The 25,472-nt window shown below is 42.4% G+C and carries 24 protein-coding genes and 1 riboswitch; of the genes, 9 read left to right on the top strand and 15 right to left on the bottom strand.

Annotated elements, in window-relative coordinates:
- Positions 1-69: 69 nt before the first annotated feature.
- The 11 genes from gspD to FTU58_RS03305 all read right to left on the bottom strand — a co-directional run bounded on the left by gspD (position 70) and on the right by FTU58_RS03305 (position 10,877).
- Positions 70-2,325 carry a type II secretion system secretin GspD gene (gspD, locus tag FTU58_RS03255; protein WP_131260972.1) on the bottom strand — a complete coding sequence of 752 codons (2,256 nt, stop codon included), beginning with the start codon at positions 2,323-2,325 and terminating at the stop codon, positions 70-72.
- 60 nt (positions 2,326-2,385) lie between these two features.
- Complete coding sequence (locus FTU58_RS03260; RefSeq protein WP_004975757.1) at positions 2,386-3,225, bottom strand: type II secretion system protein N; 840 nt, start codon at positions 3,223-3,225, stop codon at positions 2,386-2,388.
- A complete protein-coding gene (gene gspN, locus FTU58_RS03265) occupies positions 3,225-3,965 on the bottom strand; it encodes a type II secretion system protein N (RefSeq protein WP_180062039.1) in 741 nt (246 codons plus the stop codon). Before gspN ends, FTU58_RS03260 begins: the two co-directional genes overlap by 1 nt.
- A gap of 162 nt (positions 3,966-4,127) precedes the next feature.
- Positions 4,128-4,454 carry an H-NS family nucleoid-associated regulatory protein gene (locus FTU58_RS03270; RefSeq protein WP_004975751.1) on the bottom strand — a complete coding sequence of 109 codons (327 nt, stop codon included), beginning with the start codon at positions 4,452-4,454 and terminating at the stop codon, positions 4,128-4,130.
- A 145-nt stretch (positions 4,455-4,599) separates the two neighbouring features.
- On the bottom strand, positions 4,600-5,031 hold the full coding sequence (locus FTU58_RS03275) for a thioesterase family protein (protein WP_004975749.1): 432 nt from the start codon (positions 5,029-5,031) through the stop codon (positions 4,600-4,602).
- A 9-nt stretch (positions 5,032-5,040) separates the two neighbouring features.
- Positions 5,041-6,234, bottom strand: coding sequence for a heme biosynthesis protein HemY (locus FTU58_RS03280; protein ID WP_180037701.1), 1,194 nt, complete (start codon positions 6,232-6,234; stop codon positions 5,041-5,043).
- Positions 6,235-7,071, bottom strand: coding sequence for a hypothetical protein (locus FTU58_RS03285; protein ID WP_004975747.1), 837 nt, complete (start codon positions 7,069-7,071; stop codon positions 6,235-6,237).
- Positions 7,068-7,847, bottom strand: coding sequence for a uroporphyrinogen-III synthase (locus tag FTU58_RS03290; RefSeq protein WP_004975746.1), 780 nt, complete (start codon positions 7,845-7,847; stop codon positions 7,068-7,070). Before FTU58_RS03290 ends, FTU58_RS03285 begins: the two co-directional genes overlap by 4 nt.
- A gap of 21 nt (positions 7,848-7,868) precedes the next feature.
- A complete protein-coding gene (gene hemC, locus FTU58_RS03295; protein WP_096901970.1) occupies positions 7,869-8,789 on the bottom strand; it encodes a hydroxymethylbilane synthase in 921 nt (306 codons plus the stop codon).
- A 122-nt stretch (positions 8,790-8,911) separates the two neighbouring features.
- Positions 8,912-9,652 carry a LytTR family DNA-binding domain-containing protein gene (locus FTU58_RS03300; RefSeq protein ID WP_004975743.1) on the bottom strand — a complete coding sequence of 247 codons (741 nt, stop codon included), beginning with the start codon at positions 9,650-9,652 and terminating at the stop codon, positions 8,912-8,914.
- A 70-nt stretch (positions 9,653-9,722) separates the two neighbouring features.
- Positions 9,723-10,877 (bottom strand): sensor histidine kinase, encoded by a 1,155-nt coding sequence (locus FTU58_RS03305; RefSeq protein WP_180062040.1) that lies wholly within the window; start codon positions 10,875-10,877, stop codon positions 9,723-9,725.
- Between FTU58_RS03305 and argH the strand changes: the two genes are divergently transcribed.
- Positions 10,868-12,298 (top strand): argininosuccinate lyase, encoded by a 1,431-nt coding sequence (gene argH, locus FTU58_RS03310; RefSeq protein WP_180060483.1) that lies wholly within the window; start codon positions 10,868-10,870, stop codon positions 12,296-12,298. The two genes, FTU58_RS03305 and argH, sit on opposite strands and share 10 nt — an antisense overlap.
- Before the next feature lie 14 nt (positions 12,299-12,312).
- Positions 12,313-12,585 (top strand): oxidative damage protection protein, encoded by a 273-nt coding sequence (locus FTU58_RS03315; RefSeq protein ID WP_004975738.1) that lies wholly within the window; start codon positions 12,313-12,315, stop codon positions 12,583-12,585.
- 527 nt (positions 12,586-13,112) lie between these two features.
- On the opposite strand, the gene phoU is transcribed toward FTU58_RS03315, so the two are convergent.
- Both phoU and FTU58_RS03325 read right to left on the bottom strand, forming a co-directional pair.
- Complete coding sequence (gene phoU / locus FTU58_RS03320; RefSeq protein ID WP_004975736.1) at positions 13,113-13,835, bottom strand: phosphate signaling complex protein PhoU; 723 nt, start codon at positions 13,833-13,835, stop codon at positions 13,113-13,115.
- Positions 13,836-14,285: 450 nt separating this feature from the next.
- Positions 14,286-15,623: a TolC family outer membrane protein gene (locus FTU58_RS03325; RefSeq protein WP_180062041.1), complete on the bottom strand. Its 1,338-nt coding sequence runs from the start codon at positions 15,621-15,623 to the stop codon at positions 14,286-14,288.
- Between the two features lie 432 nt (positions 15,624-16,055).
- On the opposite strand from FTU58_RS03325, the gene FTU58_RS03330 reads away from it, so the two are divergent.
- The 7 genes from FTU58_RS03330 to FTU58_RS03360 all read left to right on the top strand — a co-directional run bounded on the left by FTU58_RS03330 (position 16,056) and on the right by FTU58_RS03360 (position 22,845).
- The gene (locus tag FTU58_RS03330; RefSeq protein WP_004975731.1) at positions 16,056-17,120 is read left to right on the top strand and encodes a hypothetical protein; all 1,065 of its coding nucleotides are present in this window, start codon (positions 16,056-16,058) and stop codon (positions 17,118-17,120) included.
- Between the two features lie 99 nt (positions 17,121-17,219).
- A riboswitch (TPP riboswitch) is annotated at positions 17,220-17,367 on the top strand.
- 102 nt (positions 17,368-17,469) lie between these two features.
- Entirely contained in the window at positions 17,470-19,365 is a 1,896-nt protein-coding gene (thiC, locus tag FTU58_RS03335; RefSeq protein ID WP_179988993.1) for a phosphomethylpyrimidine synthase ThiC, read from the top strand.
- Between the two features lie 77 nt (positions 19,366-19,442).
- On the top strand, positions 19,443-20,063 hold the full coding sequence (locus FTU58_RS03340; protein WP_004975729.1) for an NUDIX domain-containing protein: 621 nt from the start codon (positions 19,443-19,445) through the stop codon (positions 20,061-20,063).
- A 10-nt stretch (positions 20,064-20,073) separates the two neighbouring features.
- Positions 20,074-20,880 (top strand): 3',5'-cyclic-AMP phosphodiesterase, encoded by an 807-nt coding sequence (gene cpdA, locus FTU58_RS03345; protein WP_004975727.1) that lies wholly within the window; start codon positions 20,074-20,076, stop codon positions 20,878-20,880.
- 213 nt (positions 20,881-21,093) lie between these two features.
- On the top strand, positions 21,094-21,621 hold the full coding sequence (gene dksA, locus FTU58_RS03350) for an RNA polymerase-binding protein DksA (RefSeq protein WP_004975725.1): 528 nt from the start codon (positions 21,094-21,096) through the stop codon (positions 21,619-21,621).
- Positions 21,622-21,623: 2 nt separating this feature from the next.
- Positions 21,624-22,553, top strand: a complete 930-nt coding sequence (gene gluQRS, locus FTU58_RS03355) for a tRNA glutamyl-Q(34) synthetase GluQRS (RefSeq protein ID WP_004975723.1) — start codon at positions 21,624-21,626, stop codon at positions 22,551-22,553.
- Positions 22,554-22,605: 52 nt separating this feature from the next.
- Complete coding sequence (locus FTU58_RS03360) at positions 22,606-22,845, top strand: zinc-ribbon domain-containing protein (RefSeq protein WP_104852920.1); 240 nt, start codon at positions 22,606-22,608, stop codon at positions 22,843-22,845.
- Positions 22,846-22,856: 11 nt separating this feature from the next.
- On the opposite strand, the gene ftsW is transcribed toward FTU58_RS03360, so the two are convergent.
- A complete protein-coding gene (gene ftsW, locus FTU58_RS03365) occupies positions 22,857-24,053 on the bottom strand; it encodes a putative lipid II flippase FtsW (RefSeq protein ID WP_004975720.1) in 1,197 nt (398 codons plus the stop codon).
- 19 nt (positions 24,054-24,072) lie between these two features.
- The gene (gene murD, locus FTU58_RS03370) at positions 24,073-25,419 is read right to left on the bottom strand and encodes a UDP-N-acetylmuramoyl-L-alanine--D-glutamate ligase (RefSeq protein ID WP_026438396.1); all 1,347 of its coding nucleotides are present in this window, start codon (positions 25,417-25,419) and stop codon (positions 24,073-24,075) included.
- Between the last annotated feature and the right edge of the window lie 53 nt (positions 25,420-25,472).

Raw genomic sequence — 25,472 nt, forward strand, 5'->3', positions numbered from 1 at the left:
AAATAACTTCTCTCGTGTGATTTGGCGACATCATAACATGCCCTCAACCACAATCTGCGCAGGATACGATTAAGGTGTAGCGCGAATTGTGGTCGTAGTGACTGTATTTTTAGTTTTGCTGACTTCCTGCTGCGGCAAAACTACGTTTTGGCGCTGTACCGCAGGCTCAATCGCAACAGGGGTGCTCACCACCGTTGCTGTGCGGTTTGCAGACACTGCTGATGGTAAGGTTTGATAAGTTCCTGTTTGCGGCGCAACTCGAGATACAGGCAAACGCTGCTGATAAACATCGCTAACATTCTCAGGCAGTTTAGCAAAGCTACCATCGGCATCCATTGCCAACTGAAGGCTATACAATTGGCTATAACGCTGCTGCGAAATACGGCGAATATCCTGACTATCTCCCACAATGGTTGGGTGAATAAAAATCAATAAATTACGTTTTTGATTAGATTGACCATCGGAACGGAATAAACGCCCCAACCCTGGAATAGCACCCAAACCTGGCACAGCCTGACGACTATAAACCGAGTTATCAGAAATTAAGCCACCTAAGACAATGGTTTGTCCGTGCTCGGCCAAAATAGAAGTTTTAATAGCGCGTTTGCTGGTGACTAAATCCTGCGCCTGACCTTTATTGGCTTTGACATCTGACACTTCTTGTTCAACTTCCAAGCGTAGTGTTCCGCCTTCACCAATATGTGGCACGACTTTTAAAGTAACCCCGACATCTTTACGTTCAATAGTGGTATACGGATTTGCCACACCACCATTGGTAGATAATGAACCTGTTACAAAAGGAACGTTTTCACCAACCACAATATAGGCTTCTTCATTGTCCATGGTCACAATAGATGGCGTAGACAATAAATTGGATTTGGTTTTTTCCTTCAAGGCCTGAATCATCGCACCATATAGCTTGCGTGAACCATCACGACCTTCACGATAATCACCCAACACCAATGACGTACCTGCACCAATCGCACTGCCTGCGCCTGCTGCACCACCAGTTAAATAGCCTGCAGCAACATTTTTTAAACTTGCACCAATATTGTCAAAATTAATTAGACCAATACCGCTGCTTAAATCACCCAATGCCCACTGCACACCCAATTGGTCGGCATCGGTACCTTCCACTTCTATAATCGCAGCTTCAATCAACACTTGTTGACGACGGGTATCTAGTTGCTGAATGGCCGATTCAATTTCACGCATCAACTGCGGATCGGCTTTGACCACCAAAGCATTTTGCGAGCCATCGGCAATAATACTGACACCATTACCATTAAAACTGGTGATGTTGTTTTGATTGTTGCTATTCGAGCTGCCACCCAAATTAATACTTGGGGTGGAAATAGTCGATGAATTACCTGTGTTGTTATTGGTGCTGCTTAAATTACTAGCACTGTTGTTGTTACTGTTGCTATTTGCATTAGAGCTGCTGCTCACCGCCTGTCCTGAAACCAGACCTTGCAATATTTCTGCTAAATTCTGTGCACTGGCATATTTCAAGCGAAAAACCTTCAAACCACCCAAACGATCTGCCGCAGGCACATCCATCATTTCAATCATTTGACGAATGCGTTTACGTGTTGCGGTATCGCCTTTGATGATAATACGATTGGTACGGTTGTCCGCCACAATACGCACACGCGAACCTTTAACATCTTTCGCTGCCCCTGTCGAACTCATCGACTCAAGCAAGCCAATGACTTCTTCGGCTTGACTGGATTGCAGGCTAATCGCTTCAATGTCATTTTGCCCCGTACCATCTAGGTTACGAATAATGCTTTCTAACTGATAAATGTTACTGGCACGATCAGACACGATTAGAGCATTGGTGCCCCCGACCGCAGACAAATGCGCAAACTGCGGCATGAGCGGACGTAAAGCAGGAATCAGGTCATTGGCATTGGTATTTTCTAGCCAAATCACTCGCGTTACAATTTGGTCACCACGCGCATTTTGACGACCATCATAGGGAATGCCTGAGCTTTTTACATTGCTGTCAGGTACAAGGCGAATGGTATTGCCTGATGGTATTGCCACCACACCATTCACATTCAATACGCCTAAAAACAGGTCATAGACTTCATTTTTATTCAGGGCTTTGTTGGAAATCACCGTGACATTGCCACGCACACGCGGATCGACTGCAAAGTTCTTGCCCGTAATATCGGCCACTTCATTAATAAATGCAGTTAAGTCCGCATCACGTAAATTAATTTTCCAGGTTTGCGCATGACTTGCAGTACTCACCATTGCAACAAGCGGTGCAGCAGCCAGTAATGCCCAAAATGGACGCTCATAATTCAATAAAGCCATAATCTACTGTGTTTCCTAACCCTAAATATGTCTCTGCATGTAGTTACGATGCCGATCCATTTAAAAATTTTGTTGTATGGTCATCACTTGATCACCACGTTTTATTTCTAATTTCACTTGACCTTCACGACGTGCCTGTTCAAGCAATTGTGCATCGCTTTGTCCTTGCCCGACGTTTTGCCCATTTAAAGACAAAATACGGTCACCTGGCTGTAAACCCAGTTTATTTCTTAAAGCGGCTGGCGTACGTGTAGTCACTTCATAACCATTGCCCGTATTTGCTTCAACACCCATCTCTTTTAAGTATTGTTCGCGATCTTCCTGTATGCGCTGCACTGCCTGTCCAATGGCATTATTCGGTTGTGCGGACTGCGTAGGTGCAGTTACAGGAGCTTGATTACCACTTGGAATTAAAGGTGCGATAGGTTGATTTAAACCATTTTCAATACCTTTAAACAATACTTCACGCGTCGCGCCACTGCTATGACGTAAAATCACCCGATCCCAGTAGACTTCTGCCAATTGGTACTGACTCAAATCAATCACATCACCCACACGGTAACGCTCTGCCACCTCATTCACTTTAATGACCGCAGAAGAAAACTGACTCGGCTGCCCAACCACTACACCTTGCAAAGTCATATTTAATTGATCATCGGCAGTGTTGCTGCGCCCAAGTTCTTGAAACAATGCAAAGGAGGTAATATTCGGGATTTGTGGTTGCTGTGAACCCAACTCCACCCGATCAATTTGCATGACTTGGGGCGGCGCAACAACCCACCAAAATAAACTCGCCAGTTTCCAACACAGATACAAAATCAAAAAAGCTAAAAATACTGGCGCAGCACGATCAAACTGCTTCCAGTGCAAATTCCCCAATCGTTCAGAGAGTGTACGCATTAGAAACCTCCTTTTAATAGAGGTTGGCGAGTGCTGATCACATAGGTATCTAAGCCCGCTTTGCCTTCATAAGAGGCGATATTCATCAATAAGCGTTGCGTGAGTTGCACATCTAGCATCAAGCTTTGATCAAGCGCAATATTCAGCATTTTTTGTTCACGTTGATCGCGAATATCAAATAACAGTTTGCCATTTTCATCGGACAAACTGCCTTTTAACGCAGGGATATTCATACGGTCTTGGCGTTGAGCAAAACGATACAGCAATTCGCCACCCGCCCACTGCAGTTGTCCTTTGGCTTTGGTGAAGCCTTGCTGTTTTTTAAAATTCAAATGAATGTCTTTGAGTTGAATCGCATTACTTGGCCACTGCCAATCCACAATACTTTTTAAGGTTTCTGGCGCAACTTGCCCATCTAAAGATTGCACCAAGACGCTACCAAAACGATAGCCAACAATGCCTTCGAGTTTAGTATTACCACTGTGTACTTCAACATCGGCAGCGACACGCAATAAAACTAAATCTAAAGGACGTGTATTCCAACTTAAAGAACCACGTAACTGTCCCTTATGCCAATCGGCTTGCCCCTTCCAGATATTGCCACTCACATTATGTAAGGTCTGATTATTTTTATAAAATTTTGAAATTAACCACGCTGCTGGAATTTGTAATAACACAAAAAACAAAGATGCAATGAGGGCGAAAATCCACCACGTGATGTATTTGGGTTTCTTTATCATGCCACCACGACCAACCTTACTAATTTTTCTATGAATGACTTTTTATAACACTCACACATTATGCACACTTTTTCGGCGTCGCCAATTGATACAGATAAAAAAACCAAGCCGTATTGCTTGGTTTTTGAACTCTAAGTCAAATCAATGACAAATTGATGAAGCTTAGATTAGAAAATCTTCAAGTTTTGCACCTTTTTCTAATTCAGCGACTAACCAGCGTGGTTTTTTACCACGACCAGTCCAAGTATCTGTAGAATTGATTTTGCTACGATAACGTGGCGCTACAGTTTTACGTGGGCTTTTCTTACGCTTGCTTTCGCCAACTTCCAAAATCTGCTCAATGCTTAAACCCAAATTGTCTGCAATCGCTAAAATTTGATTATAGGCATCTTCAATTGCTTGATCTTTTTTCGTGGCAATTAATGCTTCCGCTTCAGCTTGTAAACGCTTTAACTGTTCTACAGACAAATTGCTAATATCAGGCATCATACTTACTCCAAAAACTATGCTTTTTATATTCAGTTATTAAATTAAGCAGATTCATTCTATTTTTATCAAACCGAAGCGTCAATAAAAAATCTACTACTCTACATATAAATAACAGTCGGACATATTATGAACTGATTATTAAGATTTAATCAAGAATATGCGGTACGGTTTTTTCTATTTTATGAATACCCGCGCGTACATTTTCAGGGATTAAGGTTTTTTGCATATTGACGCGATCTACACATACAATCACCGCATCTGCCTCTGCCACCACCATTTGCTGTGCTTCACTGTGGATTAAATAATGCATACGCATGGCACTATTACGCAATTCTTCTACCCGAACGCCAATTTTTAAAATATCAGGATAAACCACAGGACGTATATATTTGCACTGATTTGAGGCAATCACAGTCAAAACATCTTGCTGTAAAATTTTTAAATGGTCTAAATAATATAAACGCGCACTTTCAATATAACGGTAATAGATCACATTATTGACATGCCCAAAAGCATCCATATCTCCCCATGCAACACGCTGCTCAAAAACAATTGGATAATCTGCTAGTGTTAACACAACTCACCCTTAAATTTTAATTTCGACAAAATTAGAATTATTTTCAAAGATTAAATTTAACTGTTTTAATAATTCAGGCTGATCTTTTAAATTAGATTTAACTCTTAAATAACTCATTAATACGTGTTCAGGATATAAATCCAGTAATTGCTCGGCTTCTGAATAACGCGCTGTTGCTGTAAAAATATGCCATTTGGCAAAACTAAATACAGGTAATGCAGGGTATTTCTGTTCCCACAGATTTATTTGCTTTTCAATTTTGGCATAATCAGGTTGTTGTTTTAACAACTGCTGTTGGAACCATAAATAAAACACTTCCTGATTAAACTGTTCACTCAACATCTGTACCGCAAGACGTTCATGTTGTGCGGCCAAATCAGGCAGACGCGACAATAACTTCAACCACAACACCTGAATGGCATAAGACTGACTGAAAATCTGCTCACTTAAATCACTATAACGCTGCTGCAAAGCCTGTAAATTTTCTGCATCAGCCTGCTCAAATTGGGTTAATAACTCAGTCAGCCACTTTTGCTTGGTGTCTGCATCTAAATGCCCGTATTTGGTCGAACGTAAATAATGCCAAGGATATTGCGTGGCAAATTCGCCCCACAAGGCAATTAAACGTTTTTGATAAGCCGTTTTGACTTTAAATAACCACGGCGATAATTCGTGCTGATTCAAAAACTCTAAATGCGTCAAAGCTTGTTCAGGTTGTTGCTGCGCTAAATAAATTTCAATACGCTGTATTTCTGCCAACTCAAACGCCATGGCACTGCTTTGATTTAAGGCAGCCAACGCTTGCGGATATTGCTGTTGGATGGAGTGCATACGTGCTTCCATCACTCCTTTGAGCAAACCTGACTGGGCAAACACCTGTCGAATAAACTGGTGTTGATCTTCTGCAGCATCTAGCAACCAAATGACCGCCAATTGCTCATAAGGATGCAGATTTTTAAAGTTAAATACTGTTTCAACCTTACGCTGTTCACGGCTAAAATAGCGCTTTAACAACAACCATAAAATTTGTAGCGAAACACTGATCGACAAGAAAAAGAACAACAACAACCAAATATTGGTTTGTAATTGCCATTCGCGCCAATACACATAAACATAGCCTGAACCATACCCATAACTCAGTACGCTCAGCAAAGCGACCAGTACAATACTGACCACCACATAGGCGAGTAAAATCTGTTTCATTTATACCGCCCCCAATAAAGCACGTGTTTTTAAACTCGGCGTTGGAACGATATTTAAGTTTTTAATTTTTTCTAATTGCTGAACCAATTGTTGTGCTTTCTGATCAGGCAATTGTTGTAATAACTGAATAATGTCATTCACTTCTTGTTGATATTGCACATATTGACCTTGTATAAAGATTTGTCGAGCCAGCAATAGACGCAATTGTGCTTCTTTTAAAATAATCTGGCGCTGCATCAACTGTGTCGCAGGTTGCTTGGCAGATTCAATACTCAGCCATTTTTGCCAAAAATAACGATCATCGACATCGGCAGGGTTCAGCTCAGGTTGTTGAGCTTGCTGTTTTAATTGTTGATCTAATTGCTGCAATAACTGACTTACTTGTTGATATTGCGCATCACGTGTTGTTATAAATTGTTGAATTTGTTTCTGATCTTGCTGAACAACTTGGTGCAAACTTTGTTTCAAAGCAGGAGCTAAAGCATATTCGTTTAACTCACGGTCTAAATGAGCTAGCTTTTCAGTCGCATAGTGAAACTGTTGTTGTTGTAAGGAAAATTCCACCAAGTCCAATTGCTGCGCCACCATATCTACTGGTTGAATCGCATCTTCTTGCTGCACAGCGCTGGATACTGCGGACTGTTCTGGCGCATCTTGGGTATAATTACGGCGCTGCAAAGCCACCAACTGATCATTTAAATTGGCATTGGTTTTTTCTGCAAGATGCAAACTTTGACTGAGTTGCTGTTGTTGCGCTGAAATTTGCATCACATCAAAACTTAATTTGACGATCCAGACCAAAGCGATCAACACCACTATCACAACCAGTTTTTTCATAGTTTTCCTTGCATGCGCATCATTTGCTGCAATATTAATTCTGTTTTTAAATGGGTCAACTTGAATACGTTATATTTTGTATGATGCTGCGTTTGATAATCGAGCAAAATTTTCTCTAAACGATCACCCAATACCCAATAATGACCTTTGTTCAGTAGATCGAAATCCCGCTGAATTAAGCTTAGCCAGTTTAACCAACTGGCTTCACTGCTAATCATCATGATAAATTCTGAAGATTGTATTAAACGTGCGCGTACTGCCTGCATTTTTTCAATAGAACTGGCAGGACACTCCCGCCGATACAATACAAAATTATGGATCTGCATCCCCTGATCAAGCAGTGTTTGCATCATAAATTGCCGTCCGCCCTCGCCACGCCAAAAGGCAATGTGTGTGCCGACTTTCAAATTTTGCAAACACGGCAAACTCAGCATCCCTTCGGAAGTTTCAACCTGCGGGACTTCGCTGTAAAGACCATATCCACGTAAAACTTCTGCAGTTTTTTCGCCCACAGCCACCCAACGTATATGCTGCAAATCCTGCAATGATATTTGGCTTCGGGCTAAATATTGCATCCCAATATCGACAGCAGTCGGACTAACCACCACAATAATATGCGTGTGAGGCAACTGGGCATATAAATTAGCCAGTTGCTCCGACCACGGCTGTGCAGAAAGCTGCAACAAGGGCAAATCAATGACCTCAATATGCTGTTGTTGCAAAGCCTGAGTTAAGGCCTCTGCACGATCTTGAGGTCGGGTATTAATGAAGAGCATGGGCTTCTGGTGCAATATGAATTATTGATACAGGGCTTTGAGTAATTCGCCCGCACCCTGTGCCAATAAAGCTTTTGCCAATTCTTCACCTAGCATTTCAGCCTGTTCAGGTGCGCCAAATTGCACAGCTTTAAGAATGGTTTGCCCATCGACACTACCAACACGACCTTCAATCTGCAACTGACCATTCTGCAAAGTTGCGTAGCCTGCAATTGGCACCTGACAACCGCCTTCCAAGTAGGCATTAAAAGCACGTTCGGCACGTACACAGACATTGGTTTCGGCATGCATTAACGGCAAAATTAAATCCAACACCGCCTGATCTTGGCTACGACATTCCAGACCCAAAGCCCCTTGCCCAACGGCAGGTAAGCTCACATCAGGCTGAATGGTATGACGAATACGCTCTGCCAAGCCCAAACGCTTTAATCCTGCACTGGCTAAAATAATCGCGTCATACTGACCATCATCTAGCTTAGACAAGCGCGTACCCACATTGCCACGTAAATCAATAATCTCTAAATCTGGACGTGCTTTTAAAATTTGGCATTTACGGCGCAAGCTTGAGGTTCCAACTTTAGCGCCCTGTGGTAAATCTGCAAAACTGGCATAGTGATTCGACACAAAGGCATCGAGTGGGTCTTCACGCTCACAAATGACCGCCAAGCTCAGACCTTCAGGCAATGCCATGGGTACATCTTTCATAGAATGTACGGCTAAATCGGCACGCCCATCCATTAAAGCGGCTTCTAATTCTTTGACAAATAAGCCCTTCCCCCCAATTTTTGCCAATGGGGTATCTAAAATTTTATCGCCCTGTGTGACAAAGGTCACCAACTCAACAGTTAAATCGGCATGCATCGCCTCTAAACGGGCACGAATGTGTTCAGCCTGCCATAACGCAAGCGGGCTTTGTCGAGTTGCAATTTTCAGGGTTTTCATCATAGTGGCTAAGCAAGATAAATAAGTTCATCTAAACTTAACCTGATCCCCTAAAAATGCAAGTCTATTTCTTTGCCGATTTATCAATCTGTTGCGTATTCATCTGCGATGAGGCTGATCAATTAGAGTTTTTGGATGCGTTCTCGCAATAAAGGCAAATGTCGTCGACTAACAGCCAAACGCTCATCTAGCTCGCGGCAACGTACCTGATACTGTCCTGAATTGACCACTTCTAGCCCCTCCAAAAACTGAATCGAGACCAAGGCATTTCGGTGAATCCGAATAAACTGATCACCAAATTCGGTTTCTAAATCTTTCAGCGTTTCATCAATCAAGACACTGCCATTTTTATGACGCACCGTGACATATTTCTGATCGGCTAAAAAATAATAGATATTTTCTATAGGCACCAACTCTACACCACGATAAGTTTTCGCAGCAATTTGGTGACGTTTTATTTTTAATTCGTCCATATTTTCTTTTTGTTTTAAATGACTCATCTGCGCTTGCGTGAGTTTTGTTAAATGATCTAAAACCTGTTGCAATTCCTGTTGCATAATAGGTTTTAACAAATAGCCTTCCGCATTGGACTTAAATGCCTCGAGTGCATGTTCATCGTAGGCGGTACAAAACACAATGGCTGGCATTGGGTCAAGCTCACGCAAATGTTGAGCGCAACTTAAACCATCCATTCCCGGCATTTGAATATCTAATAATATGACATCCGGCTGATGTTCATCCGCCAGTTCAATCGCCTGTTGCCCATGAGCTGCCGTTGCCACCACATGATGCCCCAGTTGAGTGACCAAACGTGATAATCGCTCTCTTGCCAGAGGCTCATCATCACAAATTAGGATGTCCATTTCCCCTCCTTTTCAGTTGAATACTTTATTTTTATCAAGTTAAGAAAAATCAGAACAATCACAAGTTTTTTTATTTATAGCGATATTGCAACACCGTCGTGTACATACCATTCCCCGCATAATTTTTGAAAGTAACACTGCGCCCATAATACGCTTTTAAGCGCTGTTCCACGTTTTGCAGTGCAATCCCATGTCCAGATCTTAAATTTATTTTATCGCTGACATACGGATTTGTAATGACAATATTGACTTGGTTTTGCAATATTTCGATCAATATACTTATCGTACTCTTTGCTAAAACTTTTTCAACTCCATGAAAAATACTATTTTCTAGCAAGGGTTGTAAAGTTAATAACGGAATTTGTACCTGACTGAGCAGTTGCGGTTGTTCAATTTTCCATTCTACCGCCAACCGATCACCCAAACGAATTTGTTCTATGTCTAAATATCGCTGGCAAAGTTCGATCTCATCTTTCAGGCTAACCAGTTTTAATTCTTGCAAACTGGCACGAAATAAACGCGACAAATTGAGCAACATTTGCTCGGCTTTATCGGGATCTATGGCAATGAGACTAATCACATTATTGAGGCTGTTGAATAAAAAATGTGGGTGAATACGCGCCTGCATGGCATGTACCCGCGCTTGTAATTCACTATGCCGCTGCTGAATAGCTTGTTCTCGGACATAGATATAACGAAAGCAAAACGCACCCAATAGCACGCCATAACTCAAATGCAGTCCGACACCTTGTAACAGATCATCTATACCAAACTGCTGTAGATGAAAGTTTTGCCCAAAATGCAACAAGGTATTTAAACTGAGCGTGGTCAGCAACACGATGCCTTGCAGCAGCAAAAAACTGACCAAAAAAGATAAACTCAAGCCCATGCGTAAAAAACGCGCCTGAAAAAACTCCACCAAGGCCGCAAAACACAACACCACCCAATTGATATAGAGCACGTATTGCAGCACCCGAGCAAAACTTAAGCCGTGCCAACCTTGTGCTTCAGCCAGTGCCAAAACCATTGCCAAGGCATTACTGCCAATAAATAATTCAATTAGATATTGCCAACGTCCTATTTTCGTAAAAAAATACAGCTCATGTTGCTCTGCCTGCGTATCAGCATAAGTTTGATTGGCTTGTTCTTCGGCAAGTGAATCTGAATTTGTTATACTCTTGTCCAAATCACCGCTTTTTACTTTATTGAGCCGATATGACCACATCTTCTAATTCCTCAAATCCGTCACAAGCCCAAACTTCGGGTATGTGGGGCGGTCGTTTCTCTGAAGCGACTGATGCTTTTGTTGCTGAATTTACAGCATCTGTTCAATTTGACCAACGCTTTTATAAACAAGATATTGCTGGCTCAATTGCACATGCAACGATGCTTGCCAAAGTAGGCGTACTTACGACTGAAGAGCGTGACGATATTATCCAAGGTTTAAATACCATTCAGGCTGAAATTGAAGCAGGTCAATTTGAATGGCGTATTGACCTTGAAGATGTCCACATGAACATCGAATCACGCCTTACTCAACGTATTGGCATTACAGGTAAAAAATTACATACAGGTCGTAGCCGTAACGACCAGGTGGCAACCGATATTCGTTTGTATGTCCGTGACGAAATTGATGCCATTTTAGAATTATTAAAAAAATTACAACACGGCATTTTAAGCTTGGCAGCCAAAAACACCCACACCATTATGCCTGGTTTTACTCATTTACAAACCGCACAGCCTGTGACTTTTGGTCATCACCTTATGGCGTGGTTTGAAATGTTGGTACGTGACTCTGAGCGTTTAATTGACTGCCGCAAACGTGTTAATCGTATGCCTTTAGGTTCTGCCGCTTTGGCAGGTACCACTTACCCAATTGACCGCGCTTTTACCGCAGAATTATTGGGCTTTGAAGCCGTATCTGAAAACTCGCTAGATGCTGTATCAGACCGTGATTTCGGAATTGAGTTTAACGCTGCTGCATCGTTAATTATGATGCACTTGTCACGCATGTCTGAAGAGCTGATTTTATGGACATCGGCACAATTTAAGTTTGTGAATATTCCAGACCGTTTCTGCACAGGCTCATCCATTATGCCGCAGAAGAAAAACCCAGACGTACCTGAATTGGTGCGTGGTAAAACTGGTCGTGTCTATGGCGATTTAATGAGCCTATTAACCCTAATGAAAGGTCAGCCTTTGGCTTACAACAAAGACAACCAAGAAGACAAAGAACCTTTATTTGATGCAATTGATACCGTACGTGGCTCACTCATGGCATTTGCCGACATGATTCCTGCCTTAGTACCAAATATTGCAGAAATGCGTGAAGCAGCATTGCGTGGTTTCTCTACCGCAACCGACCTTGCCGATTACTTGGTAAAAAATGGCGTGGCCTTCCGTGATGCGCATGAAATTGTAGGTAAAGCCGTAGCCTTGGGTGTTCAAGAAGGTAAAGACCTGTCTGAACTGAGCTTAGCGCAATTACAACAATTCTCAGATTTAATTCAAGCTGATGTATTTGAAAAAGCACTGACCCTTGAAGCCTCTGTAAATGCACGTGATCATATTGGCGGTACAGCGCCTGCACAAGTTGCAGCGGCAATTGAACGTGCTCAAACACGTCTTGCTCAACTTTATGCATAATCAGGAAGTGAGAGATGTCTAAACAAGTATTTTGTCGTAAATATCAAACCGACATGGAAGCGATGGATTTCGCTCCTTTTCCGGGTGCCAAAGGTCAAGAATTACTTGAAACGGTATCTAAACAGGCTTGGCAGGAATGGCTCAAACACCAAACTACGCTCATTAATGAAAAGCGTTTAAATGTGTTTGAACCTGAAGCGAAAAAGTTTTTGGAAGAACAACGTGAGAAGTTTCTCAACAATGATGCCAGTTTGGAAGTCGCAGAAGGCTTAAAACCTCAAAACTAATCCAAGTACTGTTTTTTCATTTTGGAAAATTCAAACCTTGTTTATTTTACAATTAAAAGAGTCTTTATGAAGGCTCTTTTTTTATGCCATTTGTGATTATGAGTTGCCGCAACAATGTTTTAAATAAATGAAAATAGATTCAAAAAATTAAGCTAATTTCCTATTTTTATTTTTCGACTGAAGTCATATAACTCATAGTCACAGTAAAGCACTCAAAAATATATTAATTATTGATTTTAAAGACAATAGTTTTAAAAATAATCACACTAAAAATAATGTAATTTAAAAATACATTTGTATATAAAACGCTACATTCCACTACAATAAACCACATGATTCTTGAGTGTGATTTTCCTATACTTATTTTCAAGGAGATAAGCAATTATCTCTCACTATAATAAATATCCCCGATTTCAATCTCAGATTTCCCCCAAAGTCTGAGATTTTTTTTATCCAAAATTTCGGCTGTTTCAAGCCATAAAAAAGCCCCATCATTAGATGAGGCTGAATATTCAAAAAAGCTGAACTTAGCGTTCCTGTACTTTTTCTTCAATTTCTTTGACGCTGGTATGACGTACGTCAAAACCTTTGACCATATAAATCACTTGTTCTGAAATATTTCGTGCGTGGTCACCAATACGCTCTAATGAACGTAACACCCACATCACATTAATCACACGTGAAATATGACGCGGATCTTCAATCATATACGTCATTAGAGTACGTGTTGCAGATTGATATTCACGGTCAATATCGGCATCGGCAAGTAAAACACGCAGTGCTTGATCGACATCTAAACGTGCAAAAGCATCCAGTGCATCGTGAATCATGACACGCACTTGGTTACCAATATGACGTGTTTCCATATAGCCGCGTGGCGAACCACCTTCTTCACATAAGTTTTGGGCAATACGGGCAATTTTTGCAGCTTCATCACCAATACGCTCTAAGTCAGTATTGGCTTTAGACATGGCAATCACCATACGCAAATCAATTGCGGCTGGATGACGACGCGCCAAAATCAACGTTAAGGCTTCATCAATTTCGGTTTCCATGCGATTGACAACATTGTCTTGGAACTGAACTTCTACCGCCAAGGCTGCATCGGTATCCAAGAGTGCGTGAATCGAGTTGGCAACCTGCTGCTCTACCAAACCACCCATGGCCATAAATTTGGTATTTACATCCTGCAAATCTTCATTGAACTGAGAAGAAATATGGTGACTTAACACAGGATTATTCGTACTCAAGGAATACACTCCACAACAAAAGGATAGACTGACGCAATGATTGAATATTAAAGCACAGCAATGATGACGTTTTTATGACATTTTCTCACCAAACTCTCAAGTCTGATCGTTTCTGTCTTTAAACAGCATAAGCCATTCAGATGACAAAATGACTTGGGTCTGTTGACATTTCGTCTATGTTTGCGGCAACGCATATTTTTTAGCTGATATAAGGCATGGGACAGGAAATTTAGTCATTCTAAATGACTGACTCATAAAGCAATAGTAGCAAAAATATGCTCGCCCCCTTGCGCAGCAAACAAAGCAACGCTTTGTTCTTGCTCATGTGGCTAAAACTTTCTCAGATTGCGTTATGAAACTTGGCAATAGTCTCGCTATTCCCTGCGTTTCATGCCTGATCTGCTCAGTTTTAGCCTACAGCGCAAGCCATTTATGAAATGTCAACAGACCCTATATGGCTTTCCGAATCAACCAAGCATTCATTTCCTGCACATCTTGTTCAGTCAATTGCCCAACGGCTGCTTTCAACTGTAACACATGCTTCAAATAGTCATACTGTGCATTGAGATAATCCTGCTTGGCAGAAAAGGCGTTACGCTGTGCCAACAGTACATCCACCATGGTTTTTAAACCTTCCTGATATTGCGCTTTGGATGCTCGTGCCACTAAATCTGCTGAACTCATTGCAGCCTGTCGCGCCTGCAATTTGGCTTGATCAGTTTCGACTTGTAAATATGCCTGTTTCACATCGGTATTGGCTTTACGGATTGCTGCATCTAGCTCGGCTTCAGATTTTTGTACCAAAACCACTGCTTTTTGCACATTTTTATTGACCCGCCCACCGCTAAACACATTCCAGTTCATTTCAATCCCGACCTGGTCGAACTGACCATCGGGCGACATGATACTTTCTGGGCTTTGTTTGGCATAACCATAACTGCCCACAGCTTCTACCTGCGGATAACGTGCTGCTTGTTCAACCCGACGTGCATCTTCGGCATATTGTCGCTGCAAACGTGCCTGTTGAATAGCCAAATTTTGAGTTTGTGCCAATTGCGACCATGCCTCTAAACTTTCAGGCACAGGTTTTTGAAATTGAAAGTCATCTCGCAAAACTGCCAAACTTTCTTGATATGGCCCAATCAATTGTGCCAACTGCTCTTGTGCCAAAACCAACTGCACATGTGTTCCAATCCTGTTCGCTCGTGCATTTTGATATTGCGCATTGGCTTCACTGACTTCACTTTTAGCCACCAAACCTTCACGCAGTTTGGCATTCATCATATTGAGCTGTTCCAACAAAGCTTTTTCTTCTTGTAAATATGCTGTTGTTAAAGACTGCTGTCTCAGCACATTAAAATACGCTTCTGATACATTCAAAATATGTTGCTGTTGTTGTAAACGTAAGGTGACTTCACTCAGGCTTAACGAGGTTTTGACTTGTTTCAGGGCTTGCCAAGCATCCCAACGAAATAAAGGCTGACGTGCTGTTAACGCGACTTGACGTGAAGTTGAAGATGAACTGCTTAAAAGCTCTGGCGAGGAACTGGCAATATTGACTCGACTCATTTCCTGACTTTTACGGGTGATATTGCCCGACAGAGTCACAGTTGGCAGTAAATTGCCTTGCGCAAGCCCTAAATTTAATTGATCGGCCTGATATTGTAATTGCTGTGCGCGCCAAGTCGGATCGCTATTTTGAGCACGCTGATAGGCTTGCATTAAATCCAAAGCAAAAGCGCTTGAACTCATCCAACATAAGCATGTCACTAACATCATTTTTTTCATTATTTTTCGATCAACCCACTCTGTAATTTCGTCAATCCTACTGCAATGTATTTTTACACCGCCCATACTAAAGCGAATTTGCATTTTTTTCGTATGATTTTCATTAATTTTGATAATTTTTCATATTATTTCAATTCATTGCAATAATTAAGCAAAGCCATACACGTGCTAACAATCGCTGCATAAAGTGGTACTTACTCACAGGCATGTAACCAAACTCTAGCAGAATACTACAATTTACTCCGTGGCTTTGACTTTACAATGCAAGCTCTCCCCTCGTCCTTCGACCCAAGCTTCTAAAACCGTGTGCCTCACAGCGGATATTTTAAATTTAGAATTTTGGTATGAATGACTCATTTTGAATTTTTGGAATCCATAGTGCCTAAATGAAGGCACTAGATGATGAATGAATACTCATGTTGAATTGCTGTAATGGTTAAATTTCTTCGCGCCAGTAAACTTGCCCTACTGCTTGGCAGTTGTCTGTATTTGCTCGCCTGCCAAAATTCAGATACGCCTCCCGTAGCTGAACCACCAAAGGTACAGGCCAGTGCCAGCGAACCTGTAGATTTGACCCAAATGTGTGAAAACATTCAGCACAATATGCAGCAAATTGACAATACCCGCACCACGTTTGCGCTAGAACAAATTAATCAGGATTTAAAAGTTTGCCTACCGTTGCTACCTTTAAATGAGCAATTAAATTTACTCAATCTTTCGACCCAAATGTATCAACGCTTTTTGCATGTAGAACGCAGCGCTGCAGAACAAGCTGCCTTTGACCAACACGCTTTTGATATGGCACAGCATCCGACCATTCAGCAAAGTCATTTTGAAAACTTTGCCTTGCGTGATCAATATTTATTGAAACATAAGGGACAAGCCTATTTAGAGCTATACGATGCAGGTGAAGCACAGTTGGTTTATCGTCGTAGCCCACAATACTTAGCCATTATTTTTGCGCCTTACATGCCCGATGCCGAGCAGATTTTTATTGAAAGAATGGCCAATGACAATATGCAGCACAGCTTGCGTGATGGTGGACTCACCCTTGATGCTGCCGATTTGGCAGAACGCGCCTTATTTTGGGAAGATTACGTGCAGCGTTATCCTAAAAGTCACTTTATACGGGATGCACGTTATCTAGCCGAAGTGTATGCCTTGCTGCTGTTTAAAGGCACAGTCAACAGTCCTGTTTCTCAGGATTATGTCGATGAATACAGTATCCAACCTGCCGTATTATTTGAAATTAAAAAACTGGCAAAGTTGCAAAAATCTCCCTTAGCACAGCAAGCGCGTAAATTCCTTGCCTTTTTACACATGAGCAGTGAACAACGACTCACTGAAATTGCAGCACAGCCCACTGCACGTGAACAGCGTGAATATGGCGATGATGCTTTAGTACATGCACAGTTGCATCAATATTTAAATTTAAAGAACATCTCCATCCATGCAAAACGCGATTGTTTTAGTGATGCCGTTTGTATTACTCGCTAATTATCCAAAGTCGCTTAAAGCTCAAATACTTGTCATTAGGCATCAAAGAATAAAAGCCGCGCGAAGCCTGCTTTTATACCAACAACGTGCTACTATTTATACAGCTTGACGGAGCGCGAGTAATTCCTCGCTGAGATTGTGTCCATTCTTTGTTGTTTGCCCAAAGGTCTGCAACACAGATTTAAACCCAAGTACCGTTGAACCTGATCAGGTTAAAACCTGCGTAGGAATCAAGCCACCTAAAAACCCCGCCACACGGTTAATGTTGAACTATTAAAGTTTCAACAACTCAATTGCAATGTTTTTGGTCGTGCTTGATTCGTTGATTTCATTCTTCAGGATCATTGCAATGAACCAATTAACGAATCTATCCCCTGCTGACATTTCTGCTCAACACGAGCAAGATGCCAAAGATTTAACCCGCATTTTGCCTGCATCGAAAAAAGTCTATATTCAAGGCTCACGCCCAGACATTCAGGTGCCAATGCGTGAAATTGAACTGACCGACACTCCAACAGGTTTAGGCGGTGAGCACAATCCACCGCTCATGGTGTATGACACTTCAGGTGTATATACCGATCCAAATGTTGAAATTAATCTGAACAAAGGCTTGCCGAACATCCGCGACAGCTGGATTGAAGAGCGCCAAGACACCGAAAAACTAGAAACCCTCAGCTCAGCCTTTGGTCAAGAGCGTTTACGCGATATTCGTACTGCAGAGATTCGTTTTGCCCATATTCAAAAGCCGCGTCGTGCCAAAGCGGGTAAAAACGTCACCCAAATGCACTATGCCAAACAAGGCATCATTACCCCTGAAATGGAATATATCGCCATTCGTGAAAACCAACGCCAACGCGAAGGTGTCGATATGCGTCAGCATCCAGGGCAAAACTTTGGGGCTAAAAACTTAACTGAAATCACGCCTGAATTTGTACGTCAGGAAGTGGCTGAAGGCCGTGCAATTATTCCTGCCAACATTAACCACCCAGAATGTGAGCCAATGATTATTGGTCGCAACTTCTTGGTCAAAATCAATGCCAATATTGGTAACTCGGCACTGGGTTCAAGTATTGATGAAGAAGTCGCGAAAATGACTTGGGCGACCCGTTGGGGCGCAGATACCATCATGGATTTATCGACAGGTAAAAACATCCATGAAACCCGTGAATGGATTATCCGCAACTCGCCTGTGCCAATTGGTACTGTACCTATTTATCAGGCACTAGAAAAAGTAAACGGCATTGCCGAAGACCTCACTTGGGAAATCTTTAAAGACACGCTGATTGAACAGGCTGAACAAGGTGTGGATTACTTCACCATTCACGCAGGCGTGTTATTGCGTTATGTACCACTCACGGCCAATCGCTTAACAGGTATTGTATCGCGTGGCGGTTCAATCATGGCGCAATGGTGTTTGGCGCATCATGAAGAAAACTTCCTTTACACACACTTTGATGAAATCTGCGAAATCATGAAAGCTTACGATGTATCGTTCAGCTTAGGTGATGGTTTACGTCCGGGTTGTATTCAAGATGCCAACGATGAAGCACAATTCAGCGAACTGCGAACTTTGGGTGAATTGACTCACCGCGCTTGGGAACATGATGTGCAAGTGATGATTGAAGGCCCGGGGCACGTACCAATGCACATGGTCAAAGAAAATATGGACTTGCAACTTGAAGTCTGTAAAGAAGCACCATTCTATACACTCGGCCCATTAACCACGGATATTGCACCAGGTTATGACCATATTACTTCTGCAATTGGTGCAGCGATGATTGGTTGGTACGGTACTGCAATGTTGTGCTATGTGACACCTAAAGAGCACTTAGGCTTACCGAACAAAAAAGACGTCAAAGACGGCATCATCACCTATAAAATTGCAGCACATGCGGCTGACCTTGCCAAAGGACATCCGGGCGCGCAAGCACGTGACAATGCCTTATCTAAAGCACGTTTTGAATTCCGCTGGGAAGATCAGTTTAACCTGAGCCTTGACCCAGATACCGCACGCAGCATGCATGATGAAACCATGCCAAAAGAAGCGCATAAATCTGCACACTTCTGTTCAATGTGCGGACCAAAGTTCTGTTCGATGAAAATCACGCAAAACGTGAGAGATTATGCACAAAATCAAAATGCTGCGAACAAAACGGAGCAAGTAGATGCAGAGGTCGAATCAGGTCTCAAAGCCATGAAAACCGCTTATCAGGAACATGGTCAAAAATTATACCATAAGCTCTAATTTGTTTAAAAAGCGTTTGTATTCAATAAAATCTCAGTTAGGATGAAATTATGCTTTGCTCATCCTGATGAGAATTTATGAAGATTATTCAACAAGCAACTTATGGACAACACGATGCACAGATTCACCAACGTGAATACCTGTATCGTGGTTTTATTCAGGTTGAAAAAGTCAGCCTGAGCCATCGCTTGTTTAATCAAACTACATATACCCCAGTCCTTCAGCGTGAACTCATTCAACGCCCTGAAGCGGCTGGGGTACTCATTTATGATGCACCACAACAAAAATTTGCCCTGATTGAACAATTCCGTATTGGTGCAATTGATGATTGCGACTCGCCTTGGCAACTCGAAGTGATTGCAGGCGTGCTAGATGGCAATGAATCACCTGAAAGTTGCATTCGTCGTGAAGCTTTGGAAGAATCGGGCTGTGAATTAAAAGAATTACAACATTTATTCAGTTTTTATCCATCTGCGGGTGCATGCGCAGAATTGTTCCACTTATATAGTGCGAGCACCACGTTACCACAGGAAGGTGGCGTGTTTGGTATGCCAGATGAAGGAGAGAATATTCAATTACACATTCTTGATTATCAGGAAATTCCAAACTTGCTGACCAATGGTCGGCTAAAAAACGCACCTGTCATCATGGCATTGCAATGGTTACAACAACAAATTAAAACCGTGAAGGATGTCTAAGGGGTCAGGCATGACTTTATTCTCAAACAATCACCAGCAACGCTGGACAATTGTACAAATTTCAGATACGCACCTCATGAATCAGGAAGATTTAGAGTTTGTGCACATGAATCCTGAACGCAGCTTTCACGCGGTAATGCACGATATTCAACAGCAATATCCGCAGCTCGATGCTATTTTCCATACAGGCGATTTAGCACAAATCCCTGTTGCTGAAACCTATCAGCGTTATTTGCAGTTTATGCAGACTTTGAATACGCCGCATTTCCAGATTCCGGGCAATCATGATGATGCCGCGGTTTTTCCATTCCATTTACAGTCCAATCAAGTTCATGCAATTGAGTTGGGCAATTGGAGTGTCATTTTACTGAATACTGCGGTTAAAGGTCGGATTGATGGCTGGATGGACGCAGCACAATTACAGCAGTTAGATCAGCTTTTACAGCAACATGCGCAGCAGCAGGTGATTATTGCCTGTCATCACCATCCTTTTGATATGCAATCGCACTGGATAGATCAGCACAAACTTAAAAATACCGAAGCCTTAATTGATGTATTGGCACGCCACAACAATGTCAAATTGGTGCTGTGTGGGCATGTGCATCAAGACTCATTAAATGAATGGCAAGGGATTCAATTTTACTCTACGCCTTCGACCTGCGTGCAATTTAAACCACATAGCCAGCACTTTGCGCTTGGGCCTGAGGCACCGGGTTACCGTGTGTTACATTTGAATGCAGATGGCAGTTTTAGCACCCAAGTGCATCGGGTTGAGCATGTCACACAACAAATAAATTTTGAAATTTCAGGTTATTAACTTTCCATTTTATTTTTTTTGCTTTACTTTATGCCTTCAACGAAAAAATGCGATAACACATCCAAACATCAAAGACTATCCATAATCAAAAAAAGTCTATATGATGACGTCCCCCGAAGATCGAATATTGTTCTTTGGGAGTGGATAAAAACACTTGCATATCACCATATTTTTCGCGTATGAATCTTACGCATATGATGAGGAATGCCCTACATGGCGAATGACAACCAAAATCAAGTCTTGGACGAACAAACAGATCTTGTAGAAGAAAAAGCTACAAAACGCGTGCGTAAGGCAAAGCCAAAGGCTTTAGAGGGTGGTTCTACAGCTAGCTTATTTGGTATTGCACCTTATCAGCCTAAAAAAAATGAAGAATACATGTCTGAAGGACAACTCGAACATTTCCGTCAAATTTTAATGGCGTGGAAAGAAGAGTTAATGTCAGAAGTAGATCGTACACTCAACACCATGCAAGACGAAAATACCGCTTTGCCTGATGTGAATGACCGCGCGACACAAGAAGAAGAATTTGCGATTGAATTACGTACCCGTGACCGTGAACGTAAATTGATTCGTAAAATTGAACAATCCATTGAAGCGATTAAAAACGATGACTATGGTTTCTGTGAAACTTGTGGTATCGAAATTGGTCTGCGTCGTTTAGAAGCACGCCCAACGGCAACGTTATGTATTGACTGCAAAACTTTGGCAGAGATCAAAGAGAAGCAAAATAACGGTTAATTGTGACTGTTGAAAATTCTTTAGCGGAGCATGCTCCCCATGCGCAGCAGCGAGATCATATTTCGCTGACGCGCTACTCAGGTCGGTTTGCGCCATCGCCAACCGGCCCTTTGCATTTTGGCTCTCTCATTACTGCCGTTGCCAGTTATTGCGATGCCAAAGCCCAGCACGGCACTTGGCTGGTACGTATTGAAGATACTGACATCCCACGCATTTACCCTGGCAGTGAAAATCATATCTTGCGTTGTATTGATGCCTTTCAATTTGAGCCGGATGCCGAAATTATTTTCCAGAAAGATCGCCTCGATCTCTATGCAGCCGTGTTGCAACAATTGCAGCAACGCGACTTGGTCTATGCCTGTCAATGCACCCGCAAAATGCTTGGCTCCAATCATATTTATGCAGGGACTTGCCGCAATTTAGGTTTAGATTTTGCCAATCAAGCGATTCGAGTCAAAGTCACAGACCAAGAGATTTGCTTTCAAGACCGCCTGCAAGACAAACAATGTTCCAACCTTGCGCAGGACTTGGGCGATTTTGTCCTAAAACGGCGTGATGGCATTATCAATTATCAACTGGCAGTGGTGGTGGATGATTATTTGCAAGGCATTACCCATGTGGTTCGCGGCGCAGATTTACTCGACAACACCGCACGGCAAATCTATTTGGGGCAACTGTTAGGCTACCCTAAACTCAGCTACACGCACCTGCCTTTAGCCATGAATGCACAAGGGCAAAAACTGTCTAAACAGAACTTGGCACAAGCTTTAGATTTAGCCCAAGCACCGAAGCTGCTACAAGCCGCTTTAACTGCCTTAAATCAAGCCACTGTCGAATTAGACACCCCTGCACGCATGCTTACGCAAGCCATTCAGCAATGGGATCTTTCACGTATTCCTGCAGGCACAGCTTTACACGGCTATTATTTATAAAATTTAAAATTCAGTTATGCTCAAATTGAAATGGATCATTTGAGATTGTGTCATGTTTTTTATTTTTGGTGTTGGACCGAAAACCAAAGTGGTCGAGAAAAGTCAATTTAGCTGCCCCGTTTGCCGCACTCGCAGTAGCTATGAACTCAGACAGCAACGACAATATTTTTCCTTATTTTTTATTCCCTTGTTTCCTATGTCTAAACAAAAAAATACTACAGTCAAGTGCTTACACTGCGGAACAGTCATGCCAAGCATGGTCTTGCACCATGCTCAGCCAGAAGCGAAATAGAAGGATAAATTCTAGAAGCTGGATTCTTCACGGCTAGGGTTAATCTCATGCGTGCTGGCTTCAATTTTCAGAATCAAACTCACCATCACTGCACACATAATTAACGATGAACCACCATAACTAATAAAAGGTAGAGTCAAACCTTTGGTAGGCAACATACCCATATTCATGCCTGCATTCACCATAATCTGTAATAAGAAGATAATGCTGATGCCATAAGCCAAATATCCTGCACGTAAGTACTGGTTTTTCAGGGCGCGATGACCAATTTTAATGCAGGCAATCAGCATAGCAAAAGACAAGCTCAACACCACAAAAATGCCTAAAAAGCCAAACTCTTCACCTAAGACAGCCAACATAAAGTCCGTATGTGCTTCAGGTAAATAGGACATTTTCTGGATACTATGCCCCAAGCCTACGCCTGCCCATTCACCGCGTCCAAATGCCATTAAGGCGTTAGACAACTGATAACCGACACCCAAAGGGTCATTCCACGGGTTTGAGAACGACATTAAACGCTCAAAACGATAAGGCTCAAATACCACCAAAAACACAAAGGCGGCAATAATCGCGCCAAAGGCAATACCAAACTGAATTAATGGCGCACCAGCTAAAAAGAAGACCCCTAACATGGTCAAGGCAATCACCACGGTCGCCCCCAAGTCAGGCTCTGCAATCACCAAACCTACCGTGACTGCCATAATCACTGCAAGACGAATCAGACCTTTAATGTTATTACGCACTTCTTCGGCACGGCGCACCACATAGTCAGCGGTAAAAATGGCCATCATCACTTTAGCGACTTCGGAAGCTTGCAGGGTAAAACCTGCGACCCGAATCCAGCGTTTAGAACCATTGACTTCAGTACCCACCAGCAACACTGCAGCCAACAAGGCAATGGTCACAATCCACAGAAAGAAGGTGTTGTTAAACCAGGTATTCAGCGGCACTCTATAGGCAATCACGGCAGCGATTAATGCCACCACAATAGAAATGCCATGACGCAATACATAGTGAAAGGCATTTTCATGCATGCGCTCGGCATAAGGCATAGAAGCCGATGCCACCATGATTGAACCAATACATAACAGCGCCAGTACGCTAAAAATCAGTACATTGCGTACATTCACTTCCGCTGGCAGTTTGGGTAACCAGCGCTCATAGACCTGATTGAGTTTATTGATTGTTGTCTGAGCAAAGCCAGCCATATCTCACACCTTATTGTTGTTATACCAGTGCGTTGACATAAGCAACGAACTTGTGACCACGTTCTGGATAGCCCGAGAACATATCAAAACTTGCACATGCAGGTGACAATAACACCACATCATGCGCTTGTGTATGTTGTTGGCAGATTTCAACTGCTTGTTGCAAGGTATCTGCAGTTAAGAGTTGGGTTGTTCCCGCAACTGCTGTTTCAATTTTCGTAGCATCCTCACCAATCAACACTGCCAGTTTGGCATATTGTTGCAATGATTGGCGTAGCGCAGTGAAGTCCTGCCCTTTGCCTTGCCCACCTAAAATAATCGCAACCTTACCGCCTTGTGCCTGAATTGCTGCACCCAAGCCATCTAAAGCTGCCAAAGTTGCACCGATGTTGGTTCCTTTGGAGTCATTATAATAACGCACCCCATGTAATTCTTTGACGAATTCACAACGATGCTCCAAACCTTTAAAGGTTTTCAGCGTTTCCAGCATGCTGTGCATAGATAAACCAATGGCTTCACCCAATGCCAAACACGCTAATGCATTAGCAATATTGTGTGTGCCTTGAATATACATCTCGGTGCTTTTTAATAAACGCTCACGCCCACGTGCCAACCACATGCTGCCATCATCATCTTTTAATAAGCCGTATTGGTTTAGGTCAGGCGCATTTAAGCCAAAACTTTGCATAGGAGTCTGATCTGGCACCAACGGACGACTCAAAGCATCATCACGGTTAAACACCACTTTTTTCACACCCTGAAAAATACGATGTTTGGCGGTGTGATAACCGAGCATATCGCCATGACGGTCTAAATGGTCTTCACTCATGTTCAGCACTACCGCCACTTCTGCATTTAAATTCGAGGTGGTTTCTAGCTGAAAACTGGAGAGTTCTAAAATATACAGTTCAGGATCATCTTTGATCAGATCCAGCGCAGGGCGTCCCAAATTGCCACCTACCGCGACTTTTTTGCCTGCCTGCTCTGCCATTAAACCAATCAGTGTGGTAACGGTACTTTTCGCATTAGACCCTGTAATTGCCACAATAGGTTTGTCGGTCGCACGACGTAAAATCTGAATTTCACTCACCACAGGAATGCCCTGCGCCATCGCAGCCTGAATTTCAGGGAGTTTTGGATCTAGCCCTGGGCTAATCACAATTTCTTCTGCAGACAACAATAAATCCTGATCAAACTGACCAAAACGGGTTTCCACTTCGGCAGGAATTTGGTCATGCCCTGGGGGTGTGGGGCGAGAATCTGTCACAGCAACGCGGTAACCCTGATGATGTAAAAAATTAACGGCTGCAACACCAGAAATACCAAGTCCTGCAACGACTTTTAATCCACCACGTTGTATTAACATTTTTGCCCCATTTTGTGCGCTAATTTTGAAACAGACAAAATAGTAGCACTTTG

Origin of the sequence: Acinetobacter sp. YH12120, from assembly GCF_013418795.1 — a bacterium.
In the GTDB taxonomy this organism is placed as follows: Bacteria; Pseudomonadota; Gammaproteobacteria; order Pseudomonadales; family Moraxellaceae; genus Acinetobacter; species Acinetobacter towneri.

Bases quoted from the DNA above. Each gene is read 5' to 3' on its own strand.
- FTU58_RS03260 (WP_004975757.1), bottom strand. From the start codon at position 3,225: ATGCGTACACTCTCTGAACGATTGGGGAATTTGCACTGGAAGCAGTTT.
- FTU58_RS03300 (WP_004975743.1), bottom strand. From the start codon at position 9,652: ATGGACATCCTAATTTGTGATGATGAGCCTCTGGCAAGAGAGCGATTA.
- gspD (WP_131260972.1), bottom strand. From the start codon at position 2,325: ATGGCTTTATTGAATTATGAGCGTCCATTTTGGGCATTACTGGCTGCT.
- FTU58_RS03290 (WP_004975746.1), bottom strand. From the start codon at position 7,847: ATGCTCTTCATTAATACCCGACCTCAAGATCGTGCAGAGGCCTTAACT.
- FTU58_RS03285 (WP_004975747.1), bottom strand. From the start codon at position 7,071: ATGAAAAAACTGGTTGTGATAGTGGTGTTGATCGCTTTGGTCTGGATC.
- FTU58_RS03340 (WP_004975729.1), top strand. From the start codon at position 19,443: ATGAAGATTATTCAACAAGCAACTTATGGACAACACGATGCACAGATT.
- murD (WP_026438396.1), bottom strand. From the start codon at position 25,419: ATGTTAATACAACGTGGTGGATTAAAAGTCGTTGCAGGACTTGGTATT.
- FTU58_RS03305 (WP_180062040.1), bottom strand. From the start codon at position 10,877: ATGTGGTCATATCGGCTCAATAAAGTAAAAAGCGGTGATTTGGACAAG.
- ftsW (WP_004975720.1), bottom strand. From the start codon at position 24,053: ATGGCTGGCTTTGCTCAGACAACAATCAATAAACTCAATCAGGTCTAT.
- FTU58_RS03360 (WP_104852920.1), top strand. From the start codon at position 22,606: ATGTTTTTTATTTTTGGTGTTGGACCGAAAACCAAAGTGGTCGAGAAA.
- gspN (WP_180062039.1), bottom strand. From the start codon at position 3,965: ATGATAAAGAAACCCAAATACATCACGTGGTGGATTTTCGCCCTCATT.
- dksA (WP_004975725.1), top strand. From the start codon at position 21,094: ATGGCGAATGACAACCAAAATCAAGTCTTGGACGAACAAACAGATCTT.
- FTU58_RS03315 (WP_004975738.1), top strand. From the start codon at position 12,313: ATGTCTAAACAAGTATTTTGTCGTAAATATCAAACCGACATGGAAGCG.
- FTU58_RS03330 (WP_004975731.1), top strand. From the start codon at position 16,056: ATGGTTAAATTTCTTCGCGCCAGTAAACTTGCCCTACTGCTTGGCAGT.
- thiC (WP_179988993.1), top strand. From the start codon at position 17,470: ATGAACCAATTAACGAATCTATCCCCTGCTGACATTTCTGCTCAACAC.
- FTU58_RS03270 (WP_004975751.1), bottom strand. From the start codon at position 4,454: ATGATGCCTGATATTAGCAATTTGTCTGTAGAACAGTTAAAGCGTTTA.
- cpdA (WP_004975727.1), top strand. From the start codon at position 20,074: ATGACTTTATTCTCAAACAATCACCAGCAACGCTGGACAATTGTACAA.
- FTU58_RS03325 (WP_180062041.1), bottom strand. From the start codon at position 15,623: ATGAAAAAAATGATGTTAGTGACATGCTTATGTTGGATGAGTTCAAGC.
- FTU58_RS03280 (WP_180037701.1), bottom strand. From the start codon at position 6,234: ATGAAACAGATTTTACTCGCCTATGTGGTGGTCAGTATTGTACTGGTC.
- argH (WP_180060483.1), top strand. From the start codon at position 10,868: ATGACCACATCTTCTAATTCCTCAAATCCGTCACAAGCCCAAACTTCG.
- hemC (WP_096901970.1), bottom strand. From the start codon at position 8,789: ATGAAAACCCTGAAAATTGCAACTCGACAAAGCCCGCTTGCGTTATGG.